The 20123-nt window shown below is 44.0% G+C and carries 21 protein-coding genes; 19 read left to right on the forward strand and 2 right to left on the reverse strand.

The window, feature by feature from the left end; all coding sequences use genetic code 11:
- Nucleotides 1–158 precede the first annotated feature (158 nt).
- The 3 genes from mutL to M3593_RS09205 all read left to right on the forward strand — a co-directional run bounded on the left by mutL (nucleotide 159) and on the right by M3593_RS09205 (nucleotide 3347).
- Nucleotides 159–2084 (forward strand): DNA mismatch repair endonuclease MutL, encoded by a 1926-nt coding sequence (gene mutL / locus M3593_RS09195; RefSeq protein WP_251542340.1) that lies wholly within the window; start codon nucleotides 159–161, stop codon nucleotides 2082–2084.
- 189 nt (nucleotides 2085–2273) lie between these two features.
- The gene (locus M3593_RS09200; RefSeq protein ID WP_144474961.1) at nucleotides 2274–2720 is read left to right on the forward strand and encodes a hypothetical protein; all 447 of its coding nucleotides are present in this window, start codon (nucleotides 2274–2276) and stop codon (nucleotides 2718–2720) included.
- A 108-nt stretch (nucleotides 2721–2828) separates the two neighbouring features.
- The gene (locus tag M3593_RS09205) at nucleotides 2829–3347 is read left to right on the forward strand and encodes a DinB family protein (protein WP_144474962.1); all 519 of its coding nucleotides are present in this window, start codon (nucleotides 2829–2831) and stop codon (nucleotides 3345–3347) included.
- A gap of 208 nt (nucleotides 3348–3555) precedes the next feature.
- Here M3593_RS09205 and mreBH read toward each other — a convergent pair whose 3' ends face one another.
- Complete coding sequence (gene mreBH / locus M3593_RS09210; RefSeq protein ID WP_144476050.1) at nucleotides 3556–4563, reverse strand: rod-share determining protein MreBH; 1008 nt, start codon at nucleotides 4561–4563, stop codon at nucleotides 3556–3558.
- A 274-nt stretch (nucleotides 4564–4837) separates the two neighbouring features.
- On the opposite strand from mreBH, the gene miaA reads away from it, so the two are divergent.
- From miaA to M3593_RS09235, 5 genes are all read left to right on the forward strand, one after another.
- Nucleotides 4838–5791 carry a tRNA (adenosine(37)-N6)-dimethylallyltransferase MiaA gene (gene miaA / locus M3593_RS09215; protein ID WP_144476049.1) on the forward strand — a complete coding sequence of 318 codons (954 nt, stop codon included), beginning with the start codon at nucleotides 4838–4840 and terminating at the stop codon, nucleotides 5789–5791.
- A 30-nt stretch (nucleotides 5792–5821) separates the two neighbouring features.
- A complete protein-coding gene (gene hfq / locus M3593_RS09220; protein ID WP_041966638.1) occupies nucleotides 5822–6052 on the forward strand; it encodes an RNA chaperone Hfq in 231 nt (76 codons plus the stop codon).
- A 315-nt stretch (nucleotides 6053–6367) separates the two neighbouring features.
- Complete coding sequence (gene spoVK, locus M3593_RS09225) at nucleotides 6368–7327, forward strand: stage V sporulation protein K (RefSeq protein WP_251541890.1); 960 nt, start codon at nucleotides 6368–6370, stop codon at nucleotides 7325–7327.
- 85 nt (nucleotides 7328–7412) lie between these two features.
- Nucleotides 7413–7643 (forward strand): glutaredoxin family protein, encoded by a 231-nt coding sequence (locus M3593_RS09230; RefSeq protein WP_144476047.1) that lies wholly within the window; start codon nucleotides 7413–7415, stop codon nucleotides 7641–7643.
- Between the two features lie 393 nt (nucleotides 7644–8036).
- The gene (locus tag M3593_RS09235; RefSeq protein ID WP_144476089.1) at nucleotides 8037–9056 is read left to right on the forward strand and encodes an STAS domain-containing protein; all 1020 of its coding nucleotides are present in this window, start codon (nucleotides 8037–8039) and stop codon (nucleotides 9054–9056) included.
- Between the two features lie 63 nt (nucleotides 9057–9119).
- Here M3593_RS09235 and M3593_RS09240 read toward each other — a convergent pair whose 3' ends face one another.
- Nucleotides 9120–9725 carry a trimeric intracellular cation channel family protein gene (locus M3593_RS09240; RefSeq protein WP_251541888.1) on the reverse strand — a complete coding sequence of 202 codons (606 nt, stop codon included), beginning with the start codon at nucleotides 9723–9725 and terminating at the stop codon, nucleotides 9120–9122.
- 178 nt (nucleotides 9726–9903) lie between these two features.
- Here M3593_RS09240 and hflX point away from each other — a divergent pair, with 178 nt between their 5' ends.
- The 11 genes from hflX (at nucleotide 9904) to M3593_RS09295 (ending at nucleotide 20110) form a co-directional block, all read left to right on the forward strand.
- The gene (hflX, locus tag M3593_RS09245) at nucleotides 9904–11163 is read left to right on the forward strand and encodes a GTPase HflX (protein ID WP_144476045.1); all 1260 of its coding nucleotides are present in this window, start codon (nucleotides 9904–9906) and stop codon (nucleotides 11161–11163) included.
- Between the two features lie 26 nt (nucleotides 11164–11189).
- On the forward strand, nucleotides 11190–12461 hold the full coding sequence (locus M3593_RS09250; protein ID WP_144476044.1) for a methionine gamma-lyase family protein: 1272 nt from the start codon (nucleotides 11190–11192) through the stop codon (nucleotides 12459–12461).
- Nucleotides 12462–12604: 143 nt separating this feature from the next.
- Nucleotides 12605–13009, forward strand: coding sequence for a MerR family transcriptional regulator (locus tag M3593_RS09255; RefSeq protein ID WP_144476043.1), 405 nt, complete (start codon nucleotides 12605–12607; stop codon nucleotides 13007–13009).
- 41 nt (nucleotides 13010–13050) lie between these two features.
- Nucleotides 13051–14391 carry a type I glutamate--ammonia ligase gene (gene glnA, locus M3593_RS09260; RefSeq protein WP_144476042.1) on the forward strand — a complete coding sequence of 447 codons (1341 nt, stop codon included), beginning with the start codon at nucleotides 13051–13053 and terminating at the stop codon, nucleotides 14389–14391.
- Nucleotides 14392–14917: 526 nt separating this feature from the next.
- The gene (locus tag M3593_RS09265) at nucleotides 14918–16249 is read left to right on the forward strand and encodes a phenylacetate--CoA ligase family protein (protein ID WP_251541886.1); all 1332 of its coding nucleotides are present in this window, start codon (nucleotides 14918–14920) and stop codon (nucleotides 16247–16249) included.
- A 14-nt stretch (nucleotides 16250–16263) separates the two neighbouring features.
- The gene (gene paaA / locus M3593_RS09270) at nucleotides 16264–17223 is read left to right on the forward strand and encodes a 1,2-phenylacetyl-CoA epoxidase subunit PaaA (protein WP_144476040.1); all 960 of its coding nucleotides are present in this window, start codon (nucleotides 16264–16266) and stop codon (nucleotides 17221–17223) included.
- Nucleotides 17224–17278: 55 nt separating this feature from the next.
- On the forward strand, nucleotides 17279–17626 hold the full coding sequence (gene paaB / locus M3593_RS09275; protein WP_144476039.1) for a 1,2-phenylacetyl-CoA epoxidase subunit PaaB: 348 nt from the start codon (nucleotides 17279–17281) through the stop codon (nucleotides 17624–17626).
- Nucleotides 17623–18441, forward strand: coding sequence for a 1,2-phenylacetyl-CoA epoxidase subunit PaaC (paaC, locus tag M3593_RS09280; protein WP_251541884.1), 819 nt, complete (start codon nucleotides 17623–17625; stop codon nucleotides 18439–18441). Before paaB ends, paaC begins: the two co-directional genes overlap by 4 nt.
- Before the next feature lie 6 nt (nucleotides 18442–18447).
- On the forward strand, nucleotides 18448–18930 hold the full coding sequence (gene paaD / locus M3593_RS09285) for a 1,2-phenylacetyl-CoA epoxidase subunit PaaD (RefSeq protein ID WP_251541875.1): 483 nt from the start codon (nucleotides 18448–18450) through the stop codon (nucleotides 18928–18930).
- 99 nt (nucleotides 18931–19029) lie between these two features.
- Nucleotides 19030–19338, forward strand: a complete 309-nt coding sequence (locus tag M3593_RS09290; protein ID WP_214704267.1) for an EthD family reductase — start codon at nucleotides 19030–19032, stop codon at nucleotides 19336–19338.
- Nucleotides 19331–20110, forward strand: a complete 780-nt coding sequence (locus M3593_RS09295) for an enoyl-CoA hydratase-related protein (RefSeq protein ID WP_251541869.1) — start codon at nucleotides 19331–19333, stop codon at nucleotides 20108–20110. Before M3593_RS09290 ends, M3593_RS09295 begins: the two co-directional genes overlap by 8 nt.
- The last annotated feature ends 13 nt before the right edge of the window (nucleotides 20111–20123 follow it).

Raw genomic sequence — 20123 nt, forward strand, 5'->3', positions numbered from 1 at the left:
GCTCAGCGCCAGCCGGGAAGAATTGCCTTTTGAAAAAGCCGGCAGTTGGGCGTTTTCATTATTCTTCCAGCGGAAAGCGAAGCGCCTGGAACGAAAATCAACAGCCTGGTTTAACAGAGCCTTTAAATAAAAAATTCATGATTGCTGGAGGTGAAGAAATGGGAAAGATCATGCAGCTCGATGATGCACTATCGAATAAAATCGCAGCCGGTGAGGTAGTTGAACGGCCGGCTTCCGTTGTAAAGGAGTTGCTTGAGAACGCAATCGATGCCAACAGTACTGTAATTGAAATCGATTTGGAAGAAGCTGGGCTTGCAAGGATTCGGATAACAGATAATGGTGATGGCATCGAGGAAGAGGATGTTCTTATCGCCTTCCAAAGGCATGCTACCAGCAAAATCAAGAATGAAAACGACTTATTCCGGATCAGGACACTCGGCTTCAGGGGAGAGGCATTGCCAAGTATCGCCTCTGTTTCGAGACTTGAAATGAAGACATCTACCGGATTGGAAGGCAATAAAGTGTTGATCGAAGGCGGCAAAGTCGAATCGATAGAAAAGGCAGACAGCCGAAAAGGAACGGATATCAGTATCTCTGACCTGTTTTTCAACACACCGGCACGACTTAAATATATGAAGACCATCCATACAGAGCTCGGCAATATCACCGATGTCGTGAATCGTCTGGCACTGGCGAATCCGACTATTTCATTCAGGCTTGTCCATAATGGACGCCAGCTATTGAAGACGACCGGAAATGGAGACGTTCGCCAGGTGCTCGCTGCTATATATGGCATCAATATGGTCAAATCCATGATTCCCATTTCCGGTGAGTCATTGGATTATAAAATCAGCGGCTATATTTCAATGCCTGAGATTACAAGGGCATCAAGAAACTATATATCGACGATGATCAATGGACGTTTTATCAAGAACTATGCGCTGGTGAAGGCAATCCAGGAAGGGTATCATACCCTGCTTCCGATTGGCCGGTATCCGGTTGTCCTGCTTAACATCGAAATGGACCCGCTGCTCATTGATGTGAACGTCCATCCTTCGAAAATGGAAGTGCGATTAAGCAAGGAACAGGAACTTAATAATCTGGTGTCAAGCGTGATTAAGGATGCTTTCAAAACGAAAGAGCTGATCCCAGCAGGGTTTGTTGCACAAAAACAGGAAAAACCCAAATCGGAACAAACTTTTATGGAACTTGACCACATGGAGAATCCTGCTAACCAGCAAGATAATGGGCAAAGCTCTATGGCCAGCAAACCTTTCGTTGAGGAAAAAGCAGAAGAACTGAGCGGGCGTTACAAAGCAGCAGGACAGCAGGATTTCCCAAAAACAGAGATGCCAAACTGGCAAAATGCCTTCGTAGCCCAGGAGCCCTTAATGGAGACGAAGTTCGATGCAAGGGATGAACAAGATGATGATGGCAAAAACGCGAGTGAACCTGAGGTTTTTATTGACGTTCCAGAAAACCAGCCAGAGGTGACATCCTCCCGGGTTCCTCCTTTATATCCAATCGGGCAAATGCACGGAACATATATACTTGCCCAGAATGACCGTGGCTTATATATCATTGACCAGCATGCTGCCCAGGAACGGATCAAATATGAATATTTCAGGGAAAAGGTCGGCCAGGTGGCAACAGAGCTTCAGGAAATGCTTGTTCCGATTACACTTGAATATTCTGCCGATGAATGCATGAAAATCAGTGAATATCAACACGAACTTGAGAAGGTCGGTGTATTCCTGGAGCCATTTGGCTACAACAGTTTCATTGTCCGCTCGCACCCACAGTGGCTTCCCCGCGGCGAGGAAAAAGAGCTGATTGAAGACATGATCGAACAGCTTTTGCTGATGAAAAAGGTGGATATTAAAAAGCTCAGGGAGGAAGCAGCGATCATGATGAGCTGCAAAGCATCCATTAAAGCGAATCATCACTTGCGTATGGATGAAATACAGGCTTTGCTTGATGAACTACGCCGCTCGTCTGATCCCTTCACTTGCCCGCATGGCAGGCCCATAATCGTCCATTATTCAACCTATGAAATGGAGAAAATGTTCAAAAGAGTAATGTAATGCTAGAAAGCAGTGTTTCCCAAAAGGAGACACTGTTTTTTTTATTAATAATGAAAGATTTTCATCAATAGGATAAAAATGCTTTAATTTATGTATAAAATGGTGTAAAATTACACTAATAGAAAAATAATTACAAATCATCATCCATACCAGCTGATTTTAATATGATAGAAGGAGGGGGGAGATTCATTGGTTGCCTTTTCGTTATTATTTACAATCATGCCGATTGTGGTACTCGTTTTTATTGTAGCTTTTGCAGTTAAAAATAAGGAGCAGGGGGGAGAAAAAGTGGTTAGACATTTATACACTTATCTAGTTTTATTTGCAACATTGATGATGGTCATAGGCGGAGGGGTGTCAATTTTCATGGCGGCAGCTGATCTTGCAAGCCCGTCAGGCTATTATCAAAGTTTTACAGAATATAAGCAATTGACGATAGCTGGTAAAATAGAAGGTTCAAAAACCGAAATGAGCGAACAAGAACTGCGGAGTAACTATGAGGTCTATGTTAAAGAGGAAGAAAAGCGGCAAAAGGACAGGGCAATCAACCAAATCATCAAGAGTCTCGGCTTTATTGTCATTCCGCTTCCGGTTTTCCTTTATTTCAACAGGCTAAGAAAGCAGCAATCAGAGTGAATTTAAATTTCCTGAAGGCACTGCATCTGGTGCCTTTTTTTATTTTTTAAGAGGAATAAACCACATTATAACGAATTTAGAAATCGAACGAAGAAAGGTGGCGATCAAATGTTAAAACGACCAGATCTAGAAGAGTTTCCAGTATATATGAGGAGTTATGTTCAATTGATACCAGAAGGCGACATAATCCAAATCCTCAACGGACAAATGGCATCGACGCAGGAAATATTTTCTGCGGTCACAGAAAAACAGGCTGAATACAGGTATGCAGAAGGAAAATGGACTTTATCTGAAGTATTGGGACATCTAACTGATACCGAAAGGATCATGAACTATAGAATCCTCCGTATTGCCCGTGGGGACAAGAGTCCTTTGATGGGATTCGACGAAAATGAATATGTACAAGAGGCTTCCTTTAATGAACGACCGATAGCTGATCTGCTGGAAGACTATCAAAATGTTAGAAGAGCAACGATCAGTTTGTTGAAAGGCCTGCCACAAAAATCTTTACAGAACAAGGGCAATGCCAATGGATTTGAAGTAACAGTGGAAACGATCGCTTATATGATTGCAGGACATGAACTTCATCATATAAAAATCATTCAGGAAAAGTATTTGAAAGATTAAATCAACACAGTTTTAGATAGATGCTATGGAATCAAATAGATTGCAAGTGTTACAAAGATATGAGCAGGATTTACAAATATTCATATACACTATGTGACATAAAAGGTATCTGGTAAGATGAGGATCTAGTTGAAAATAGTTGTGTTTTAACAGAATGAATAGAAAAAGATCGCTAACTAAATAGCGATCTTTTTTTAGAATCTGATATTTATCTTACAGCTGGCTGAAGTTTATGGATATACTGCAGTGCTTTCCCTGTGCCGATTGCTACAGATTCCAGCGGGTTTGGAGCGATATGGACAGGTACAACCATTTCGCTTCCGAGCCAATCCTGCATACCGTTCAGCAGGGCGCCGCCTCCAGAAAGGATTACGCCGCGGTCAACAATATCTCCGCTCAATTCAGCGGGGCAATCTTCCAAAGTCGCGCGGATCGCTTCCATGATATGAAGAAGAGATTCCTTGATGGCATCCCTGATTTCATATGAATTAAGAGTAACAGTCTTTGGAAGTCCTGTTACGAGGTCACGGCCGCGAATGTCCATTTCCAATTTCTCATGGTCTACAAGCGCGTAACCAATTTCCATCTTGATTCTCTCAGCGGTTCTTTCCCCGATCAGTACATTGTATTCCTTGCGTACATATTGAATGATATCCTCGTCAAGTCTGTCTCCGGCGATTCGGATCGAGTGGCAGGCTACGACGCCTCCGTAAGAGATAATCGCTACTTCAGTCGTACCTCCGCCAATATCAACAACAACGTTTGCCACTGGTTCATCAACAGGAAGGCCAGCCCCAATCGCCGCAGCTACCGGCTCCTCAATCAGATGGACCTTTTTGGCGCCGGCATTTCTGACAGCATCCTGAATTGCACGGCGCTCAACGCTTGTCGAACCAGATGGTGTGCAGACGACTACATCTGGCTTACGAAGTGAAAAACCGCCTTTTTTGGAGGCTTTCTTCATAATTTGTTTCAGCATTTCGGTCGTCACATCAAAATCCGCGATCACTCCATCTTTCAAAGGGCGGATGGCAACGATTTTGCCAGGTGTCTTTCCGATCATTTCCTTCGCTTCCTTGCCGACAGCAAGAACATTTTTGGTTTCAGTATCAATCGCCACAACTGAAGGCTCGTTAAGGGCGACTCCTTTATTTTTACTATATACAAGAGTATTTGCAGTACCTAAATCAATTCCGATTTCTGTAGTAGATAACATTGTGTTCACCCAGTTCCCTATAAATTATAAAACCATCATAGACTTCTATTAAACTACCATGATTCTGGGGGTGAAAGGGCTTTTGTTACCGAATCGTTATGTAACTGTAAAGGTTTAGGAAAATTTTATCAAGAAATGATATATGAGAATAATACTTGTAAAAAAGGGGTATAATGCATAGATGTTCAACTGCTTTCTACTTAATGGTAAAATAAATGTAAGATGTCAGATTTAACGATCTGACACCCTCAATGAAAAGGCAGTGTGAAATTTTTTGGAAGAGAAACAGAATCTGATTGTATTAATTGGGCCGACTGCTGTTGGCAAAACAAAGTTAAGTATCGAACTAGCTAAAAAGTACAATGGTGAAATCATTAGCGGGGATTCCATGCAGATTTATAAAGGAATGGATATCGGAACGGCTAAGATCAGCCGGGAAGAGATGGAAGGAATCCGCCATCATTTAATTGACGTGAAAGACCCGGATGAAGGTTTTTCAACTGCGGAGTTCCAGGAAATCGTCCGCGAGAAAATACATGAGATCAGCGGACGCGGGAAGATACCGATGATTGTTGGCGGTACCGGATTATATATTCAGTCCGCTATTTATGATTATCATTTCACCGAGGCGCCTTCCGACCCGGATTTTCGCCGCCGCTTAGAGAATGAAGCGAAAGAAAAAGGCCCGGAATCTCTACATGGGAAGCTGGAAATTGTGGATCCGGAAAGTGCATCCAGAATTCATCCCAATAATATCCGCCGGGTCATCAGGGCGCTCGAAATCAACCACTGTACTGGAAAAACTGCGGGCGAATTGCAGGCAAACCAGTCACCAGAGTTGATGTATAATACTGCGATCATTGGGCTGACAATGGAAAGGGAATTGCTTTACAGCCGGATTAACCTCCGTGTCGACCTTATGATGGAGCAAGGGCTTCTCGATGAGGTAAAGTATTTTTATGATAATGGATTGAAGGATTGTCAATCGATCCAGGCAATTGGCTATAAAGAGCTTTACGAATACTTTGATGGGAAGGTTAGCCTGGAGGAAGCTATTGAAAATTTAAAACAAAATTCCCGCCGCTATGCAAAAAGGCAGCTAACTTGGTTTCGAAACAAGATGAATGTGGAATGGTTTGATATGTCAGAGTCTAATGGCGCTGAAAAAAAATTCGCTGAAATTTCCCAGTTCATTGAAGGAAAGCTCAAGATAAAAGCGAATACATAATAATAGAGATAAAAGAGGAGGATCCCGCCCATGAAACAAGTGAACATTCAGGACCAGTATTTAAACCAGTTACGCAAGGACAACATCAATGTGACCGTATTTTTATTGAACGGATTTCAGCTGAGAGGACAAATCAAAGGATTTGATAACTTTACCGTCCTTTTCGAATCAGAAGGAAAACAGCAGCTTGTGTATAAGCATGCCATTTCAACCTTTGCGCCGCAAAAAAATGTCCAGATCGATTTCGAGGGACAGGCTTAATTAATAACTCATGAAGGAAACCCGCTGACTGCGGGTTTTTTTATTTGGCAAGATGCATAAAAGTAAGAGGTAAAGATTAAATGTTTATTTTAAAAATGAATTCCATCGTCCTTGAATACATATAAATATAGAAGTTTTATTTCTTGGGAAACCGCATAATATGACAAAAAATAAAAGTCCTGCTGGAATTTTGTCGAGATACCATCCCAAAAAATCTATGAAAAAATAATCAAAAATGACCTTCATGATTCATAGGTGAATATCACATATACAGCGATAATGCGTATATTGTTTTCAGAATGAGAGGTGATATCTTTGGACCAACCGCTACGCAAGAAAAACAACGGTCAAATCAGCATTGTATTGAACGCCCAGAAAAGAAAGGCGTTGACGAAGGAATTGCCTGAGCCGCAGCTGGTTCCAAAGTCCATCCCGCAGGAGCATACAGCTTTGAAGGAAATAGAGGAAGAGCTCGGCGCCCTGGTTGGCATGGAAGAAATGAAAAGGATGATCAAAGAAATCTATGCCTGGATCTATGTGAATAAAAAGCGGGAAGAGATGGGATTAAAAGCCGGAAAACAGGCTCTCCATATGATGTTCAAAGGAAATCCGGGAACCGGTAAAACTACGGTGGCGAGGATTATCGGGAAGCTTTTCCTCAAGATGAATGTCCTGTCAAAAGGACATTTGATCGAGGCAGAGAGAGCGGACCTTGTTGGGGAATACATTGGACACACAGCACAAAAAACGAGGGATTTGATAAAGAAGGCGATGGGGGGAATTCTGTTCATAGATGAGGCATATTCACTGGGCCGTGGGGGAGAGAAAGACTTCGGCAAGGAAGCAATCGATACATTGGTAAAGCATATGGAGGATAAGCAGCACGAATTCATCTTAATTCTGGCGGGTTATTCGCGGGAAATGGATTTTTTCCTGACCCTGAATCCCGGCCTTCATTCAAGATTTCCGCTGGTCATAGACTTCCCCGACTACTCCATCGACCAGCTCATGGAAATCGGCCAGCGGATGCTGAAGGAAAGAGAATATAGCTTGAGCCATGAGGCCGAACGGAAACTAAGGGAACATCTAGTAACAGTGAAATCTACCCTTGGTGCTGCAGCTTTCTCGAATGGACGATATGTCAGGAACGTCATTGAAAAATCGATCAGGGCACAGGCCATGCGCTTGCTTATGCAGAATCAATATGACCGCCATGAACTGATGACGCTGAGGAGCAATGATCTCGTTTTTTCGGATGATCAAAAGGGGAAATAATGTCAGCAATCCTGTTGACATTATTTTTCATTCTTGTTAATATACCCATATGGGTATATTAAAATTTTAACGGGGGTATTTAGAAATGAACGAAATTACCGTATACACAACGAATACATGTCCTTATTGCACAATGCTGAAGAATTTCCTGGATGATAAAGGGATTTCCTACAAAGAAGTGAATGTCCAGCAAGACCCGATTGCAGCACAAAGATTGGTAAATGCAACAGGGCAAATGGGTGTGCCACAATCCAATGTCAATGGAAACTGGGTACTGGGGTTTGATCCAAATTCAGTCATGTCATTTCTAAAATAAAGGCTCTGTTAAAGCTGAATGTTGATTTTTAAACTCTGTTGATTGTAGTGGAAGGCGCGAAGACTCCTGTGGGCTCAGCTGGTCAGGTGAGACCCCGCAGGAGCAAAGCGACGAGGAGGCTCAGCGCCAGCCCCGCGGAAAGCGAAGCGCCTGGAACGAAAATCAACAGCCGTGGTAAACAGAGCCAAAATAAAAATAACGAAAGGGATTCCGGGGAACTGGAATCCCTTTTTTTAGTGCTTCAAATATCCTGAACGATTTACAGAAGAATTGGACAAACTATTAATCGGTATGTTTAAAAAACGCTTAACTGGGTAAATAGTATGGTGTTTCTTTGAGGGAATAACAAAATTGGCAAAACCAATTAGACAGAGATAAAGGAGTTAATGAATGATGGGGTATGAGTATCATTATGATATCAAAGGTATTGATTTTGGATGGGATATAAAATCGGGAAGATTCATTTTTGAAGGTGATGATGCCGTTCTTTTCTGGATCTCTTCCGCGATGAAAACCTTTTTCGATACAATTGAAGAAATATCAGGTGAAGAAGCTTCCAATCTTGTGTTTGAATCCACAGGATTCCGCCAGGGTCTTGTAGTTGGACAATATTTTGAAAAGATGAAAGAAGTCAGTGTCGCAGAAGCAGCTGAGATGATTACCAATACATATGCTTCAGCAGGATGGGGCCTGACAATCATCAAGGACCTGGATTTTGAGACAAAAACATTTACCGCTATTATGAAGGACAGCTGGGAGCATAAAGTGAATGTCGCCCAGGGAAAGGAAAAGGGAGGCAGCTTCCTGCCTGCACATTATGCAGGTGTGTTTTCCGGCTTATTTGGAACGAATATCTGGTATGAAATCAAGCAGCATCAACTTGAAGGACATGAATACAGCGTAATTGAGTATTTTCCGTCCAGCGTGACCATTGCTGATAATATCCATCAGCTGGCCCGCAAGAAAGAGTCTGAACAAATCAAGAAGCTGGAATCCCTGGTCGAGGAAACTACAGCTGAATTAAAAGAGTTGGTCCATCAGCTTTCTTCTCCAATCATCCCTGTCCTCGAAGGAATCGTGGTTGTCCCGCTTATTGGAAAATATGATGAAGAAAGGGCAGACCAGCTGATTGTCAAGACACTGAATCGACTTCCATCCTATAAAGCAAGTTATCTTGTCCTGGATTTAACAGGATTGGACCAGGAAATCGGACCACATGCCGTAAGTCTAATCGAGAAAATCGGATCAGCTGCACGGCTCATCGGTACGAAGACAATTCTCGTAGGCATTTCATCCACGCTGGGAATTGAAATTACACAGTCCAACATCAACCTCGCGAAATTCGATTGCTTCCAGACCCTGCAGCATGGTATTCATTATGCAATTGGCCAGATGGGGCGGAAAATCATATAGATCTTTGAACAGCAAATCAAAAAGCAGAGCCATTTTTTCGGCTCTGCTTCTTTTGGTTCGTCTTTAGTTAACTCCCAATTTCCGTACGGGCAAATGCCACTTATATGTGTAGGAAAGGACACGAAGGGCAGTGATGACAATAAATAGTCCATAAAGTTCGACTGCTTTATCTGCCATTCCCAGTCCAATGACCAGGCCGGCAAGCACTGCCCATACTGCATAAATTTCAGCTTTCAGCACCAGTGGTTTTCTGCCTGCCAGGAGATCGCGGATCATTCCACCGCCGCTTCCGGTCAAAACAGCTGCTACAATAACTGCACTTAATGGGTGTCCCATATTGGAAGCATAAATCGCTCCCTGGATCGCGAAGGCTGCAAGTCCAATCGCATCGAAGAAATTGCCCCATCGCTGCCAGTGTTTTAAAAGATTGCGGGGAAACAGAAAGACTATGGTGATTGAAAGCAACGCCAAATTAAAGAATATTCCCTGATCCCATAACGCCGAAACCGGAACCCCGATGAGGAGGTTTCGTATTGCCCCGCCTCCAAATGCTGTCACGATCCCTAATATATAAACTCCGAAGATGTCGTATTCCTCTTCCATCGCAATGATCGCTCCGCTGATTGCGAATGCTATTGTTCCGATCATGCTGAGAACTTCCCATGTCATCCTTATTTCTCCTCTTGTTCAAATGGTGTCATAATACTAAAATATGAAAATGCAAACATATTGATTTTATCATGTCTGTTCCAATTTACAACGTATTTCTCCGCTGTTTTCAAAATTTTTATTTGACGATGTATTTTGGTATGATGTCTTTAGCTATATAAGGAGAGAAGGGTGCTGCGTGGAACAGGATAATGTATTCGAAAAAGTCATTCTTGTAGGCTGCCAGACGACGGAGGAAGATGATCTTCGTTTTCAGTATTCCATGGAGGAGCTTGAATCGCTAACGGAAACCGCGAAGGGAAATGTCCTGATGCAGGTTATTCAAAAGCGGCCCAAAATCCATCCTGCTACATACATAGGGAAAGGCAAGGTAGAAGAACTGCAGGCGCTCGTTGACGAACTCGAGCCGGACCTGATCATATTCAATGATGAGCTTTCGCCCAGCCAGAATCGGAATCTGTCAGCTGGCTTGAAGGCCAGGATCATTGACCGGACACAGCTGATTCTAGATATATTTGCGCAAAGGGCGAGATCGAAGGAAGGGAAGCTCCAGGTTGAGCTCGCCCAGCTCCAATACTTGCTCCCGCGGCTTGGCGGACAGGGGACTGAAATGTCACGGCTCGGTGCAGGTATCGGTACCAGAGGACCCGGGGAAACAAAACTGGAATCTGACCGCCGCCATATCCGCAGACGGATTGATGACATCAAAAATCAGCTGTCAGTCATCGTCCAGCATCGGGATCGTTACAGGGAAAGAAGGAAAAAGAACAAGGCCTTCCAGATTGCACTTGTCGGCTACACAAATGCAGGAAAATCTACATTGTTCAATCGATTGACTGAAGCAGACTCATTCGAGGAAAACCAGTTGTTCGCAACTTTGGATCCGATGACAAGGAAAGCAATTTTGCCAAGTGGCTTTACAGCGCTGCTGACGGACACTGTTGGATTCATCCAGGACCTGCCTACAACTCTGATAGCCGCATTTCGTTCCACTCTGGAAGAGGTCCGTGAAGCGGATTTACTCCTTCATGTTGTTGACATGTCAAATGAGGATTATTTTTCCCATGAGCAGACAGTCAATAAACTGTTGGAGGATCTCGAAGTCCATCAGATACCCCAGATTACCGTGTACAATAAACGGGATATCGCCCATCAGGATTTCGTGCCAAACGCCAAGAACGAGACGGCATTCATAAGTGCGTTCAGTGAGGAAGACCGGAGGAACCTGCTCCTGAAGATTGAACAGACGATCATAAGCATGATGGAGCCATTCCATGTCCTGGTGCCATCTGATGAGGGGAAACTGCTGGCTCAGCTGAAAAATGAGACCATTCTCCGTGAACTCGCCTTTGACGAAGAAAAACAAGGCTATGTATGCAGAGGGTTCTCTTTAACTGATCATCAAATAACCGGTCAGCTAAAGCGATATACAATTTAAAATGAGTTATTAGATAGGAGAGCAACATGTATACACAATTGAAGAACGGGCATATGCTGCAGCCGCTAATCAGTGAAGTGGAACAGCAAATTGCCGGAGTGCACAAGGGAATTGAAGAACGAATCGACACCAATCAATTCAGGGTGCTGCAAAGCTTCCAGAAACATCGTGTAAGTGATTCGCATTTTATTCCGACAACTGGATACGGCTATGACGATGCTGGACGAGAAACACTCGAAAAGATTTATGCAGAGGTGTTCGGTGCTGAAGCGGGACTTGTTCGCCCCCAAATCATTTCAGGAACACACGCGATCTCAATTGCGCTGTTTGGGATCCTTCGTCCTGGAGACGAGCTTTTATACATCACTGGAAAGCCTTATGACACACTTGAAGAAATTGTCGGCATTCGTGGAACAGGAAATGGTTCCTTGAAAGAATTCGGCATCTCCTATAATACTGTCAACCTTACAGAAAAAGGCGAGATCGATTGGAACGCGGTAAAAAAAGCAATCAAGCCCGAAACGAAAATGATTGGTATCCAGCGCTCGAAAGGCTATGCGACTCGTCCATCGTTCACAGTTGAACAAATCGGCGAAATGATCAGGTTTGTGAAAGAAATAAAATCAGACGTCATCGTATTTGTTGACAATTGTTATGGTGAGTTTGTGGAAGAACTGGAGCCATGCCATGTCGGTGCTGATTTGATGGCAGGTTCGTTGATCAAGAATCCTGGTGGTGGAATTGCAAAGACTGGCGGTTACATTGTGGGCAAAACACAATATGTAGAGTCCTGTTCCTACCGGATGACTTCCCCAGGAATTGGTGCTGAAGCGGGGGCTTCCCTGTATTCTTTACAGGAAATGTACCAGGGCTTTTTCATGGCACCGCATATTGTCGCCCAGGCATTGAAGGGAGCTGTTTTCACGGCTGCGATGCTTGATCGCTTAGGAATGAATTCATCTCCCAAATGGGATGCGGAGCGTACTGATTTAATTCAAGCTGTCCAATTTGATGACCGAGACAAAATGGTTGCCTTTTGCCAGGCCATTCAGTATGCATCCCCAATCAATTCTCATGTAACTGCACATCCAGCCTACATGCCGGGTTATGAAGACGATGTCATCATGGCTGCTGGTACATTCATCCAGGGTGCAAGCATTGAATTGACTGCGGATGGACCAATCAGGCCGCCATATGTAGCATATGTACAGGGGGGATTGACCTATTCACATGTGAAGATGGCAGTTCTGATCGCGATTGATTCTTTGATTGAAAAAGGTTTAATCTTATTAAAATAGGTAAATATACAACAGGGCGCTTGCTAAATTGGTCCTGTTGTTTTTTTATGATTTTTCATGTTAGATAATCTAACATATGTTTGACAAGATACCTTACATTGAATATAATGAGATTATCTTAAGAGGAAGGAGGAGAAATCATAATGGGCGGAAGTGAAATTCGCCGGAATATGCCGCTTTTCAGCATCGGGATTGTCATGCAGCTGACAGATTTGACTGCCAGGCAAATCCGTTACTATGAAGAGCATGAATTGATTTCTCCGGCTAGAACCGAAGGAAACAAACGCCTCTTTTCCTTGAATGATATAGACAAACTCTTAGAAATCAAAGATTTGATTGACCAGGGTGTCAACATGGCAGGCATCAAGAAAATATTTAATGTAAAACAAGAAGCGCACTTGAGTGCTGCTGAGAAGAAACAAGCCGAAAAAACGAGACGGGATCTTTCCGATGCAGACTTAAGAAAATTGCTTCGCAAAGAACTGCTCCAGGCAGGCCGCTTCAACCGATCAACAGATCGAGGCGACATGTCGAGATTCTTTCACTAATGTACTATTGATAAAGTTTAAATTTTAGGAGGAAATTTAGGATGGCTAAGAAGTATACGAGAGAAGATATTATTCGTTTATCAAAAGAAGAAAATGTAAAATTCATTCGTTTGCAGTTCACTGACATTTTGGGAACAATCAAGAACGTTGAAATTCCGATCAGCCAGCTTGAAAAAGCACTTGATAATAAAATGATGTTCGACGGATCTTCAATTGAAGGCTTCGTTCGAATCGAAGAGTCTGATATGTACCTGATCCCTGATCTGGACACATGGGTTATTTTCCCTTGGACAGCAGAAAAGGGGAAAGTTGCCCGTTTGATCTGTGATATCAAAAATGCTGATGGCACACCATTCGCTGGCGACCCTCGCGGAAACCTGAAGCGTATCCTGAAGGAAATGGAAGAGCTTGGCTTCACGAACTTCAACCTTGGACCAGAACCGGAATTCTTCCTGTTCAAGCTTGATGCAAATGGCGAGCCAACACTTGAATTGAACGATAATGGAGGATACTTTGACCTGGCACCGACTGACCTTGGTGAAAACTGCCGCCGTGATATCGTGCTAGAGCTAGAGGAAATGGGCTTTGAAATCGAAGCATCACACCATGAGGTAGCTCCTGGACAGCATGAAATCGACTTCAAATATGCAGATGCACTAACTGCTTGTGACCAGATCCAAACATTCAAGCTTGTTGTAAAAACAATCGCACGTAAACATGGATTGCATGCGACATTCATGCCAAAACCATTGTTCGGTGTGAACGGATCAGGAATGCACTGCAATATGTCATTGTTCAGCAACGGCGAAAATTCATTCTATGATCCATCCGATGAAAGACTTGAACTAAGTGAAACAGCTTACCAGTTCATCGCAGGTACATTGAAGCACGCTGCTGGTTTTACAGCCGTAACAAACCCGACAGTCAACTCATATAAGCGCCTGGTTCCTGGCTATGAAGCACCTTGCTATGTAGCATGGTCCGCAAAGAACCGCTCACCACTGATCCGTATCCCTGCATCACGCGGATTGAGCACACGTGTCGAGGTTCGCAGTGTTGACCCGGCTGCTAACCCATACCTTGCTATGGCAGTATTGCTGGCTGCAGGACTTGACGGCATCAAGAAGAAGATGGCTCCTCCAGCATCAGTCGACCGCAACATCTACGTGATGAACAAAGAAGAGCGTGTAGAAGAAGGAATCGACGATCTGCCGGCAACACTTGCAGCTGCCCTTGACCAGCTGAAGAAAGATGAAGTAATCAGCGCAGCACTGGGCGACCATATCCTTGAACACTTCATTGAAGCAAAAGAGATTGAATGGGATATGTTCCGCACACAGGTTCACCCTTGGGAACGCGAACAGTATATGAGCATGTATTAATAGGATCTATATGGTCTCTTGATATTGATATCAAGAGACCTTTTTTATTTTATGGTTGTTTGAAAAGCGGAAATCAGATTCATTTAAAAGTGTAAGGTAACAAAATAATGTGGCATCTCCTAAGTTATTTTGTAAACACTCCCCTTTGATCTGTGAATTCTAGTCATTTAATTATTGAACACTACGTTGTTATCAAAAAATACTAAGTTTTTATCCATGAACATTACGTTGGTATCAATGAATACTGTGTTTTTATCGACGAACATTAATTTTTTTATCTATAAACACTACGTTTTTCCGCTCAATCACTACGAAAAGCTCTTTAATCACAACGAAATCCCCGCAAATCACTACTTTTTCCATCGGTTGGATAAAACTCACAATCAAAAATTAAAATTTTCAGAAAAATAATTGACTTTTTCCTATTTACACGTTATCTTTGTTTTAAAATATATAACACATTTATTGTGTTACGGTAATATAACGTTATATAAATAAAATTTTATGTAATGCAGGGGGCGGAATCTTGATTTTACATGAAATCGAAACGAAGAGCCGAGAGTTTATTGAGGAAATTCAGTTGCAAAGGCTTAAGTCAGTAGTGGAAAAAGTAGCTCAGAGAGTACCGTTCTACCAGAGGAAATTCGAAAAAGCTAATTTTTCTCCTGAAATGCTGAACAGTCTGAAAGATTTGGAAGCGCTTCCTTTTACCGAGAAACAGGATTTGCGTGACCACTATCCATTTGGATTGTTTGCTGTTTCCCAGAGTGAACTTGTGAGGGTGCATGCTTCATCTGGTACAAGCGGAAAGCCGACAGTTGTAGGCTATACCCAGAATGATCTTGATATGTGGGGAGAAATTGTCGCGAGGGCAATCGCTCTGGCTGGCGGTGAACCAGGGAAGTTCCTCCATAATGCCTATGGATACGGCCTATTTACCGGCGGGCTCGGGCTTCATTACGGAAGTGAAAAGCTGGGAATGGTGACAGTTCCGGTATCTGGTGGGAATACCCAGAGACAAATCATGCTGATTGAAGACTTTAAACCGGAAGTCATATGCGGAACTCCTTCATACATTCTGAACATCGCTGAGACGATGGAGGAAATGGGCAAGGACCCTCGTAACACATCACTGAAATATGGAATATTCGGTGCGGAACCCTGGTCAGAAGAAATGAGAAAAACGCTAGAAGAAAAGCTGGGAATCAAAGCATGTGATATTTACGGGCTTAGTGAAGTGATTGGGCCTGGTGTCGCGAATGAGTGTCATGAAGCACAGGCAGGGCTCCATGTCGCAGAAGATCATTTTTACGTAGAAGTCATCGACCCCCAAACATTAAAACCAGTACCTGATGGGGAAGAAGGAGAACTGGTCTTCACAAGCCTGACGAAGGAAGCATTTCCGGTGATCCGTTACCGGACAGGAGATATCGCGTCGCTGACGAGGGAGAAATGCAGCTGTGGCAGGACAACGGTGAGAATGTCGCGAGTAAAGGGCAGGATCGACGACATGCTGATCATCAATGGTGTCAATGTCTTCCCTTCACAAATCGAACATTGCATGTTGACAGTCCCGGAACTGGCTCCTCATTACCAGATTCAAATTTTACAGAAGCGGACATTAAAGGTTCTGGAACTGCATGTTGAGATGAATGAGGAATACTTTACCCTGATTGGTGAGGATCCGATTTCCGATATGGTTTATCAGCTCGAGCAAAGGATTCAATCGCTGCTTAAAAGCCAGTGCCTGATTTCGATGGAGGTGCGTGTCCACCGTCCAAAAACTATCCCTCGTTCTGAAGGGAAAGCAGTACGGATCATCGATAAAACAAAAGAAGCAATTGGAACGGAATCATAAGGAGGCAAAACAGCATGGAAAATACAATTTCCTTCGACCAGTTGACGGATGAGGAAAAATATCAGCATTTTATGAAGCGGATCGAAGCTGGAGAAAAAATCGAGGCGGATGACTGGATGCCGGAAGACTACCGGATGACGCTGATTAAGCTGATTTCAATGCATGGCATCAGTGAAATTATGGGGGCACTTCCTGAAAAGGAATGGGTACCTAAAGCTCCTTCATTAAAAAGAAAGCTTGGAATCATGGCAAAGGTCCAGGATGAAATGGGCCACGGGCAGCTGCTATTAAGAGTGGCAGAGGATTTGATGAAGCCTCTAGGAAAATCAAGGGAAAACATCATCGAAGATTTGCTGTCCGGTGACCTCAAGTTTCACAACGTGTTTCATATGGAAGCGAAGACCTGGGGGGACGCCGGATTGATCGGATGGCTTGTGGACGGAGCGGCAATCATCACCCAGACGAATATGCTTGATGCTTCTTATGGTCCATATGCAAGAGCATTGAAACGCATATGTGCAGAGGAAGTTTTCCACGCCCAGCATGGAGAGGCGATCATCATGGCGCTCGCTGAAGGAACAGATGAGCAAAAAGCGATGATCCAGGATTCGATTGACCGATGGTGGGAAGCGCTGTTAATGTTCTTTGGACCCGGGGATGCATCGACAACAGGAGCTTCAAAACAGGATACGACGATTAAATACAGGATCAGAACCAAAACAAATGAAGACCTGCGCCAGGATTTTTTCACAAAGTATATCCCGAGGGTCCTTTCGCTTGGCCTGAAGCTTCCAGATGAAACCATGCATTTTGACCAGGAGTCGGGCATGTGGCAATACAAGCAGCCGGATTGGAGCAAGTTCAAGCAAATCATCAAGAACAATGGGCCAAAATCTAAGGAGCGTCTTAGATTAAGGGAGATTTCCTACAGCAACAATAAATGGGTAATCGATGCGTTAAGCGCTCAAGCATAAAACAGATGGGGCAGATCCAACTGCCCTCTGACTTCAAGGGAAAGGGGATGAATTCATGTCTGGGAAAGGATTTTACCAGGAGTTTGAGGTATTCAGCAAGCGGACGGATACATCGCCGATGCAATATCAATTCTCATTGCTCGCTCCGAACCATGAGCTGGCGCTCGTGATGGCACAGGAAAACTTTATGCGCCGCGAACCAGTTGCCGATATTTGGGTGGTTAAACGGGATGATGTAAGGAAGATGTCGCTCGAAGAACGGCAAACATTGCAAAGGCTTGATAATAAGGACTACCGCAATACGAAAGGTTATGGCTATTTGAAAAAGAAATGGCGCCATTATGAGCAGGAGATGCTTGATGAAAAAGAAATTCTGTCGTGGGGAGGGAAACAGGGGACATGAAATATGCACTTGAAGATGCACTGAAAAATAAAGCTTACTGCGATGCTGTTCATAAACTCCTGTTCCAGCTGGCCGATGACGATTTCATCATTGCCTATCGTGGCTCGGAGTGGCTTGGCCTTGCCCCACACATTGAGGAAGATGTCGCATTTTCATCCATCAGCCAGGATACTATGGGACACGCAGCGATTTTCTACCAGCTTCTGAGTGATCTTGGAGCGGGTGATCCTGACAGACTTGCCCATGCGAGACCGTCAGCTGAACGAAAGAATGCGGTCCTGCTGGAAAAGGTGAATGGTCCTGGAACCTATTTGACAGAGCCACACTATGACTGGGCATTCGCGGTCGTCAGGAACTTTTTTTACGCCCAGGCCAAGAAAGTGAAAATCGAATCATTGAAGAACTCTTCGTACCAGCCGCTTGGCGAGGCCGCTGTCAAGATCAATATGGAGCTATACTACCATTTATTGCACTGGAAGACCTGGTTTTCACAGCTTGTCAGTGCTGGAGGAGAAGCGAGGTCAAGGATGGAAGCTGCCATGGAAGCAGTGTTTGAAGAACTTGATGGCCTGTTTTCCTTAGGGGCAAAAGGTGAAGGGTTTGCGAAACATAGCTTGATAGATTCTGAGGCAGCACTGAAGGCCAGATGGGTACAACTGATGTCGCCATTGTTTGAGTCGCTTGACCTGAAGATGCCGAAGAGTTTCGGGATGAAGGGCGGAAATGGGCGAAATGGCGAACATACAGCAGATTTGCAGACAGCTCTTGATACATTGGGTGAGGTTTATAACTTTGATCCGGCAGCAAGCTGGTGATGATGGATGCTGAGGGATAAGGTTTATGAGGCACTGCAAACTGTTAAGGATCCTGAAATCGATAGTGTTTCGATTATCGAGCTTGGCATGGTGGAAGAACTCAATGTCCTGCCGGAGACAGTCCAGATCAAGCTTCTGCCGACATTCATGGGATGCCCGGCGCTTGATATCATCAAAAACAATGTTGTCAATGCCGTTTCGGCGATCGACGGAGTCGAAAAGGTAAAGGTGGAATTCATTTTCCATCCGCCATGGACCTCTGATCGCGTCAGCGAAATTGGCAGGGAAAAGCTCAAGGAATTCGGCATCGCCCCGCCGCCGAGGCATTTGGCGGAAACAGGCGAGTGGCAGGCAGATTGCCCATATTGCGGCTCGACATATACAACAATGGAAAATCTCTTTGGTCCGACAGCATGCCGCAGTATACTCTACTGCAAGTCTTGCAAAAATCCATTCGAAGCAATGAAACCGGTATCAACATTGATGTGACCTAAAATGTCAGATCAATTGATTAATAGCTCCAAGAATCTGCGCATATATTCACTTTGGTGTAAAAACTATTTTTTTTCAAAAAGGGAGAGATAATCAATGGTAAAACTAATCGCGATTTATAAGCATCCACAGGACAAAGAGGCATTTGATAAGCATTATTTTGAAACACATGCTCCGCTGACAGCTAAAATTCCGGGACTTCGCAAAATGGATGTTACCCGTATCGTCGGCAGCCCAATGGGTGGGGAAGGCAAATATTATTTAATGTGCGAAATGTACTATGACGATCATGAAGCGCTGAAGGCTGGAATGAAATCAGCAGAAGGAAAGGCGTCCGGAAAGGATGTCATGAGCTTTGCAGGTGATCTGGTCACGATGATGATCGGTGAAGAAGTGAATGAATAAAAACTATGAGCTGATTGAAACATCTGTCAAAGGGGAAGTTGGCCTGATTGAGCTTAACCGCCCAAAAGTTCTCAATGCCCTGAACAGGCAAATGGTTTCAGAGGTTCTGTCCGCGATGGAAGATTACGATAATGAACCAAAAGTTAAAGTCATCGTCCTCGCAGGAAAAGGAAGGGCGTTTGCAGCTGGTGCGGATATCGAAGAAATGGTGGATGCCGATGCCATCAGCATGGAAACATTAAACCAGTTCACCGACTGGGATCGATTAGCCTGGATTAAGAAGCCGGTCATCGGTGCTGTCCACGGATTCGCGCTTGGCGGTGCGTTTGAACTGGCACTCTGCTGCGATATGCTGTTTGCTGCTGAGAATGCAGAGTTCGGATTCCCTGAAGTCAACCTGGGTGTCATGCCTGGTGCCGGGGGAACACAGCGCCTGACCAAGCTAGTCGGCAAAACGAAAGCAATGGAATGGATTCTCAGCGGCAAGCGGATAACTGCAAAAGAAGCTCTTCATTTCGGAATCATCAATTCGACCTTTGCAGAGGAAGTATTGATGGAGGAAACGCTGAAATTTGCGGATACAATCGCAAATCAGGCACCAATCGCCGTCAGGCTGATCAAGGAATCAGTACTGAAGGCAGTGGACTATTCTCTGTACGAAGGCATGCAATATGAGCGCAAGAATTTCTATATGCTTTTTGCCACTGAAGACCAGAAGGAAGGCATGAAGGCTTTCAAGGAAAAGCGGAAGCCGGAATTCAAGGGAAGATAAGGGGGTACATAGC

Source organism: Mesobacillus sp. MER 48 (assembly GCF_023714225.1).
Taxonomy (GTDB): domain Bacteria; phylum Bacillota; class Bacilli; order Bacillales; family Cytobacillaceae; genus Mesobacillus; species Mesobacillus oceanisediminis_A.

Excerpts from the sequence above, each read along its gene's own strand:
- M3593_RS09230 (WP_144476047.1), top strand. The coding sequence starts at position 7,413 with ATGAACGAAATTACCGTATACACAACGAATACATGTCCTTATTGCACA.
- paaA (WP_144476040.1), top strand. The coding sequence starts at position 16,264 with ATGGAAAATACAATTTCCTTCGACCAGTTGACGGATGAGGAAAAATAT.
- hfq (WP_041966638.1), top strand. The coding sequence starts at position 5,822 with ATGAAACAAGTGAACATTCAGGACCAGTATTTAAACCAGTTACGCAAG.
- M3593_RS09295 (WP_251541869.1), top strand. The coding sequence starts at position 19,331 with ATGAATAAAAACTATGAGCTGATTGAAACATCTGTCAAAGGGGAAGTT.
- M3593_RS09240 (WP_251541888.1), bottom strand. The coding sequence starts at position 9,725 with ATGACATGGGAAGTTCTCAGCATGATCGGAACAATAGCATTCGCAATC.
- M3593_RS09235 (WP_144476089.1), top strand. The coding sequence starts at position 8,037 with ATGGGGTATGAGTATCATTATGATATCAAAGGTATTGATTTTGGATGG.
- M3593_RS09250 (WP_144476044.1), top strand. The coding sequence starts at position 11,190 with ATGTATACACAATTGAAGAACGGGCATATGCTGCAGCCGCTAATCAGT.
- M3593_RS09205 (WP_144474962.1), top strand. The coding sequence starts at position 2,829 with ATGTTAAAACGACCAGATCTAGAAGAGTTTCCAGTATATATGAGGAGT.
- paaB (WP_144476039.1), top strand. The coding sequence starts at position 17,279 with ATGTCTGGGAAAGGATTTTACCAGGAGTTTGAGGTATTCAGCAAGCGG.
- paaC (WP_251541884.1), top strand. The coding sequence starts at position 17,623 with ATGAAATATGCACTTGAAGATGCACTGAAAAATAAAGCTTACTGCGAT.
- mutL (WP_251542340.1), top strand. The coding sequence starts at position 159 with ATGGGAAAGATCATGCAGCTCGATGATGCACTATCGAATAAAATCGCA.
- M3593_RS09290 (WP_214704267.1), top strand. The coding sequence starts at position 19,030 with ATGGTAAAACTAATCGCGATTTATAAGCATCCACAGGACAAAGAGGCA.
- mreBH (WP_144476050.1), bottom strand. The coding sequence starts at position 4,563 with ATGTTATCTACTACAGAAATCGGAATTGATTTAGGTACTGCAAATACT.
- M3593_RS09255 (WP_144476043.1), top strand. The coding sequence starts at position 12,605 with ATGGGCGGAAGTGAAATTCGCCGGAATATGCCGCTTTTCAGCATCGGG.
- glnA (WP_144476042.1), top strand. The coding sequence starts at position 13,051 with ATGGCTAAGAAGTATACGAGAGAAGATATTATTCGTTTATCAAAAGAA.
- paaD (WP_251541875.1), top strand. The coding sequence starts at position 18,448 with ATGCTGAGGGATAAGGTTTATGAGGCACTGCAAACTGTTAAGGATCCT.